At 56.5% G+C, this 6,161-nt stretch carries 7 protein-coding genes and 4 tRNA genes; 3 read left to right on the top strand and 8 right to left on the bottom strand.

Annotated elements, in window-relative coordinates; all coding sequences use genetic code 11:
• Positions 1-275: 275 nt before the first annotated feature.
• Both murA and ramA read right to left on the bottom strand, forming a co-directional pair.
• Complete coding sequence (gene murA, locus HMPREF3148_RS00275) at positions 276-1,544, bottom strand: UDP-N-acetylglucosamine 1-carboxyvinyltransferase (protein WP_005531396.1); 1,269 nt, start codon at positions 1,542-1,544, stop codon at positions 276-278.
• A gap of 76 nt (positions 1,545-1,620) precedes the next feature.
• On the bottom strand, positions 1,621-2,460 hold the full coding sequence (gene ramA, locus HMPREF3148_RS00270; protein WP_034657468.1) for an acetate metabolism transcriptional regulator RamA: 840 nt from the start codon (positions 2,458-2,460) through the stop codon (positions 1,621-1,623).
• Positions 2,461-2,715: 255 nt separating this feature from the next.
• Here ramA and cysK point away from each other — a divergent pair, with 255 nt between their 5' ends.
• On the top strand, positions 2,716-3,651 hold the full coding sequence (gene cysK, locus HMPREF3148_RS00265) for a cysteine synthase A (protein ID WP_049064319.1): 936 nt from the start codon (positions 2,716-2,718) through the stop codon (positions 3,649-3,651).
• Positions 3,652-3,717: 66 nt separating this feature from the next.
• Positions 3,718-4,281 carry a serine O-acetyltransferase EpsC gene (epsC, locus tag HMPREF3148_RS00260; RefSeq protein ID WP_100087528.1) on the top strand — a complete coding sequence of 188 codons (564 nt, stop codon included), beginning with the start codon at positions 3,718-3,720 and terminating at the stop codon, positions 4,279-4,281.
• A 70-nt stretch (positions 4,282-4,351) separates the two neighbouring features.
• Here epsC and HMPREF3148_RS00255 read toward each other — a convergent pair whose 3' ends face one another.
• The 6 genes from HMPREF3148_RS00255 to HMPREF3148_RS00235 all read right to left on the bottom strand — a co-directional run bounded on the left by HMPREF3148_RS00255 (position 4,352) and on the right by HMPREF3148_RS00235 (position 5,722).
• Positions 4,352-4,642, bottom strand: a complete 291-nt coding sequence (locus HMPREF3148_RS00255; RefSeq protein ID WP_005531391.1) for a GNAT family N-acetyltransferase — start codon at positions 4,640-4,642, stop codon at positions 4,352-4,354.
• A 55-nt stretch (positions 4,643-4,697) separates the two neighbouring features.
• Positions 4,698-4,770 (bottom strand) — tRNA-Phe (locus HMPREF3148_RS00250).
• Between the two features lie 21 nt (positions 4,771-4,791).
• A tRNA-Asp gene (locus tag HMPREF3148_RS00245) sits at positions 4,792-4,865 on the bottom strand.
• A gap of 345 nt (positions 4,866-5,210) precedes the next feature.
• Positions 5,211-5,483 carry a hypothetical protein gene (locus HMPREF3148_RS13435; RefSeq protein WP_129721160.1) on the bottom strand — a complete coding sequence of 91 codons (273 nt, stop codon included), beginning with the start codon at positions 5,481-5,483 and terminating at the stop codon, positions 5,211-5,213.
• A gap of 39 nt (positions 5,484-5,522) precedes the next feature.
• Positions 5,523-5,599: transfer RNA gene (locus HMPREF3148_RS00240), tRNA-Asp, on the bottom strand.
• A 50-nt stretch (positions 5,600-5,649) separates the two neighbouring features.
• Positions 5,650-5,722, bottom strand: a tRNA-Glu gene (locus tag HMPREF3148_RS00235).
• A 94-nt stretch (positions 5,723-5,816) separates the two neighbouring features.
• Between HMPREF3148_RS00235 and HMPREF3148_RS00230 the strand changes: the two genes are divergently transcribed.
• Entirely contained in the window at positions 5,817-6,149 is a 333-nt protein-coding gene (locus HMPREF3148_RS00230) for a metal-sensitive transcriptional regulator (RefSeq protein WP_005531390.1), read from the top strand.
• Positions 6,150-6,161 lie beyond the last annotated feature (12 nt).

The following is a 6,161-nucleotide window of genomic DNA, read 5'->3' as shown; positions in this document are numbered from 1 at the left end:
AAAAGTACATTGGCACACTATTGAGTTCTCAGACATCATCACCACACAACAAACAGCCACCATTTAAATAGTGACAGCTCATCATGAGCAAAAAATTATTTTCGTCAGGGCCTGTTTTCCTCCCGCCACTTCAGCCAGTCACTGCGTGACTTTGGGGCGCTGTCGGTCGCGCTGACTCACATAAAGCTACACACCACATCCAACCAACACAAATCCCCAGCACACAACGCCTTTTGGCGTGCATGCTGGGGAGTGAAAGAGACGTCGTCAAGCGTTTAATAAAGCTCCGGCTCTTGGGTGCGCTCGATGGTAGCCCCTAGACGCGTCAGGTTCTCCACAAAATTGGGATACCCGCGGTCAATATGAAAGACGTCATGCACCGTAGTCACCTCATCCGCGCACAGTGCGGATAGAACCAAACCGGCGCCCGCCCGAATATCGGAACTCCACACATGCGTGGACGACAGCCTTTCCTGGCCACGGATGACCACGTGGTGACCGTCCACCTGTGCATCGGCGCCAAGGCGCAGCATCTCGTCCACGAAGCGGAAGCGGGACTCGAAGACGTTCTCGGTGATGATGGTGGTACCATCCGCAATCGCAGAAAGACCGATGGCCATCGGCTGCAAGTCAGTAGGAAATCCCGGGTAAGGCAGAGTCTGATAGTCCACCGCTACTGGGCGCTTGCGCATGCAGACACGGAAACCGTTGTCATAAGCCTCGATTTCCGCGCCGGCGGACTTCAGCTTCTCCAGCGGCAGGTGAAGATGGCGCGGAGCGATTCCACCGACCGTAATGTCGCCTTGCGTCATAACCGCCGCATAGGCCCACGTGCCCGCAACGATGCGATCTCCGATGACCTTATGCTCGGTTGGATGCAGCTTCTCCACACCCCGAATCGTGATGGTAGAGCTTCCCTCCCCCTCGATATTTGCACCCATTTCCTTGAGCATCGTGCACAGGTCGACGATCTCGGGTTCGCGCGCTGCGTTGTGAAGAACGGTCTCTCCGTCTGCCAAAACTGCGGCGGTAAGGATATTTTCCGTAGCACCCACCGAAGGGAAGTCGAGCTTGATGCTTGCACCATGAAGTCCATCAGCTTCCGCAACCACAGCACCATGTTCAATGCGTGTGCGGGCACCCATCTTTTCCAGACCCGATTGGTGCATGTCGAGTGGTCGCGAACCAATAGCGTCTCCGCCAGGCAGCGCTACCTTGGCATGACCACACCGAGCAGTCAGTGGGCCGAGCACGCAAACTGAAGCGCGAAACTGCCGGACTGCATCAAAATCAGCATTAGACTGCGGTTTCTTTGGGACCGTGATGGAAACGACGGAGCCGTCAATTTCCACTTCACAGCCGAGACCTTCAAGAACTTTGCACATCAGGGGCACATCGAGGATTTGCGGACAGTTGGTCAGCGTCGTAGTGCCCTCTGCGAGAAGGGCTGCGGCCATGAGCTTGAGGACGCTGTTCTTGGCGCCATCAACCACAACCGTGCCTTCGAGTCGAGCACCGCCGGAGACAATAAATTGGTCTTTCACATCTCCCTAAACTACCGGATGCCCCTGAAAAACTTCTGCGAGCTTCAGGGGCATCCGGTCTAAAAAGTTGAATCTATCAGGGCAAAGCGCCAATTCGACGGGCAGCATTGACCGCTTCGTAGCGAGTGTGTGCGCCCAATTTACGCATCACAGAGCGTAAGTAAGACTTAACGGTCTCGGCACCAATGCCCATTTCTTCTGCGGCCTCCACATTGGTATGACCGAGCGCGACACAGGACAAGACGTCGAGTTCGCGAGCAGAAAGCTTGGTGGACTGCTTGACCCGCACCGGGGAAACCATCTGGTCGCACAGAGCTTCAAGCTCCTTGCGCAGGTCTTCATCCTCAACCCGATTAGCCAACATGCGCAGTTTGGAGTGCGTGGAGCGAACCTGCTCCCACTCCGCACCGTTCATGACATGGCCGCGCGCTGCGCCACTCTTGCCGCCGTCGGCGCGACGCATAGCGGAGTTAACTGCCAAATCTTGCTCCAGGCAGCGGGCAGTCATGGTCACCTCTTCGATGACTTTGTCACCCAGGCGCACCGGCGAGTGGACACCCACGTAAAGCACTCCACGGATTTCGCGATGTACAGTAACGGGAACAGCAACAATGGAGTGCAGGCCCTCGTCCTGGATGTGACGGTCATTTTCGTGCGAGATGGTCGTCGCGCGAGAGTAGTCCGAGACACCAACCGCGCGCCGCGTGCTAACAACGCGACCACCGACGCCTACACCGGCATCGATAATGAGGTTTTGCAAAGCGGGAGTGCGAAGCCCAACCCACTGAGTGATTTGCAGGCGGTTATCAGGAAGTAGGGTTCCATACATCGTGACGGGAATGCCGGTTGCGGTCTTCAGGGAAGACAGGGCGGCGCGTACGGCTTCGTCATCATCTTTGAGGCGATGCGGCTCCATGAGAATCTCTCCTAGTTGGGGGTAACCAGTAGGTGCACCCATACCCACCACACAATTCGGGGGTAAAAGAACACCTTCACCGCAGTATAACCGGCGAACGGGGGTAATAATAAATCGCCTTACCATTAAACATTGATCGGAATCCAACAAACGGTGCCCGAATGATCGGTACAGAATTTATATACCACTTGGTCTAGTGGCGTGGTGTACAGTGACTGGGGTACGCAAGAACAAATTTCCAAAGGAGTCCACAAAATGGCTGTTTACAACAACATTCTGGAAACCATCGGTAACACTCCGCTGGTACGCCTCAACCGCCTCACCGAGGGCCTCGACGCCGAGATTCTCGTTAAGGTTGAGTCCTTTAACCCTGCTAACTCCGTTAAGGACCGTATTGGCAAGGCCATTATCGACGCCGCCGTTGAATCCGGCGAGCTGAAGCCAGGCGGCACCATCGTTGAGGCAACCTCCGGCAACACCGGTATTGCACTTGCCTTCGCTGGCGCCACCTTGGGTTACAAGGTCATCCTCACTATGCCGGAGACCATGTCCAACGAGCGCAAGGTTCTGCTGCGCGCTTACGGTGCAGAGATTGTCCTCACCCCAGGTGCTGCCGGCATGAAGGGCGCAGTCGACAAGGCAAACGAGATTATCGCCAACACCGACAACGCCATCCTCGCTTCCCAGTTCGCCAACGAGGCAAACCCGAAGATCCACGAGGCAACCACCGGTCCGGAGATCTGGAAGGACGCAGAGGGCAAGGTTGATGCCTTCGTCGCAGGCGTGGGCACCGGCGGCACCGTTACCGGTGTGGGCCGTTACCTGAAGTCCCAGAACCCGGACCTGCACCTGGCTGCAGTCGAGCCTTCTGACTCCCCTGTTCTTTCCGAGGGTCACGCAGGTCCGCACAAGATCCAGGGCATCGGCGCAAACTTCGTCCCTGAGGTTCTCGACCGCGAGCTTCTCGACGAGGTCCTGACCGCCACCAACGAGGAGGCAATCGCAACCTCCCGCAAGCTGGCAACCGACGAGGGTCTGCTCGTTGGCATCTCCGCTGGCGCGAACGTCTCCGCTGCTTTGAAGCTGGCTGCACGCCCAGAGTTCAAGGGCAAGACCATCGTGGTCGTCCTGCCGGACTTCGGTGAGCGCTACGTCTCCACCGTCCTCTTCGAGGACATCCGCGAAGCATAAGCTTTCTGAATTTAAAGCACCCGTCTTCTTGGTGGGTGCTTTTTCTATGACAGTAGTATGAACCACATGAACATCCTGAAGATGATCCGCGAGGATTTGGCGAACGCCCGTGATCATGATCCAGCTGCCCGTGGTGATGCAGAAAATGCCATTGTCTACTCAGGCTTGCACGCGATTTGGGTTCACCGGATCTGTCACTGGATGTGGAAGCGCGGATGGCGTGGCCCTGCACGAATTCTGGCGCAGATTAACCGCTTCTTCACCGGCATTGAGATTCACCCTGGAGCCACCATTGGCCGCCGTTTCTTCATTGACCACGGCATGGGCATCGTGATTGGTGAGACCGCCGAAATCGGAGACGGCGTCATGATTTATCACGGCGTCACCCTGGGTGGTCAGGTTCTTACTCAGACCAAGCGCCACCCCACCGTTGAGGACAACGTCACTATCGGTGCTGGTGCCAAAGTGCTGGGCCCTATCACCATCGGTGAGGGCTCCGCTATCGGCGCAAACGCGGTCGTCACCAAGGACGTGCCGGCACAGCACATTGCCATCGGCATTCCGGCCACAAATAGGCCGCGCAAGAAGGACGAGTGCATCAAACTGGTCGACCCAGACTACTACATCTAGCTGTTGCTTTGCGACGTCGCCAAGCGCGGCAAAGTGGGCCCCAGACGAACGTGGGGTCCACTTTTAGGTTTTAGTTCTCGAGCAAGTGCTGGTATTCCGGGTTCTTCTCGATGAAGCCCGCGACGGCAGAGCAGCTGGCGATGACACGCTTGCCGGCGGTTGATTCATCCTCCAGGGCGGCCTTGATGAGTGGTTTGGACAGGCCCTGGCCTTGGAAGCCCTTGTGGACCACGGTGTGGTGGAAATCGCGGGTTTCTGCGGTGTCGGCGTACTCCGCGAAGCCGGCCTCTTCCCCATCGACGGTAATTACGAAGCGGGAGGTGTCAGTTTGGTGTGCAACAGAAGTAGTCATGTGGCCCATTAAACCATTTCTGCAAAACCAAAAGAACCCCCTTCTGAAGAAGGGGGTTGATTTGTGGCCAGAGCCAGGATCGAACTGGCGACCCCACACTTTTCAGGCGTGTGCTCTACCGACTGAGCTATCTGGCCAGAAGCCACTGAGGACTTCGGCGACCCTGACGGGACTTGAACCCGCGACCTCCGCCGTGACAGGGCGGCGCGCTAACCAACTGCGCCACAGGGCCATATTCTATTGTTGCTGTGCTCTCTGGCACGAATAATTACTCTACACAACACTCTTAAAGCTAGACAAATCCGCACCTTAACAGCAATTTCAGGACAATTCTTTAGGGCTATTTGGCGCTGCTTTGCTTCCACGGCGGGGCTAACGCGACCAGCGCTCGGCCAAGAAAAAGAAACCTGCACAGTTGCCAACGAAGGCTCCAGATCGTCGAACAGAGATGCTCAAATTGTCAGTTAGGACGATCCTCGCCATAGGTCTCGCGTTGAGTCTCGTTTGACCGTGCGGCGTTGGTCGCGACTTGCGGCCTATCGAAACCCATTGGCTCGAAGGTCGACTTTGACCCTGGCTATGTCATCGAGCTCAATGCATCCAAAATTAACGCCGCGCTTTCCGACGTCGCGCCAGCACCCTCCGCACGCGTCGGCCAGGTAGCAACCCCAGTGAGGGCAAGCACCAGCGCAGCCACCGCGTCTAGCAGGCCTAGTCGTGCTCCACTGCCATACCTATCCTGTTCACCGATTATCTCGGGCACACACTGCACGCAGATACCGACTAAAGATCTAAGCAAAGAGCGCATGACACAGAACACAATTGCGCCACCGGAATGGGACTTGGACATGACAAAAGCCGACCCCAATCCTGGAACCGGCTTGCAATATGGCGACCCTGACGGGACTTGAACCCGCGACCTCCGCCGTGACAGGGCGGCGCGCTAACCAACTGCGCCACAGGGCCATATTGAATTGTGGCCTTAAAAAAGACCGGTATGAAGCGAAAGAGCTTCGTACCCCCAACGGGATTCGAACCCGTGCCGCCGCCGTGAAAGGGCGGTGTCCTAGGCCGCTAGACGATGGGGGCCCGTTGCCTTGAAGCAACGTTTTAAAAATATACTGGAGATGTCGAACGATACAAAATCGCCCTGAAAGGAACCCCTAGATGAACGCAGAAAACCATGTCTGACCAGCAACATACCTGCGCCTGCCATGAGCCTCACGTGCACGGATATAACGCAGATAGCAAAAACAAAGCGAAGTATTTGGCGCGTTTAAAGCGCATCGAGGGTCAAACGCGCGGCATCCACCGCATGATCGAAGAAGACAAATACTGCATCGACATCATCACGCAGATTTCCGCGGTGACCTCCGCGCTGGAAAATGCCTCTTTGGCCTTACTCGAAGACCATATTGAGCACTGCGTAGCCGGTGCCGCCGCCGAAGACGGTGAACTGGCCAAGGAGAAGCTAGAAGAGGCCATGACGGCTATCCGCAAGTTGGTAAAGAACTAGACAGTTCTACAC

The sequence above is a fragment of the Corynebacterium sp. HMSC05D08 genome (assembly GCF_001807215.1).
GTDB lineage: Bacteria > Actinomycetota > Actinomycetes > Mycobacteriales > Mycobacteriaceae > Corynebacterium > Corynebacterium striatum.
The sequence above is the reverse complement of the archived record's forward strand: the minus strand, read 5'-3'. Positions and strand labels throughout refer to the sequence as shown.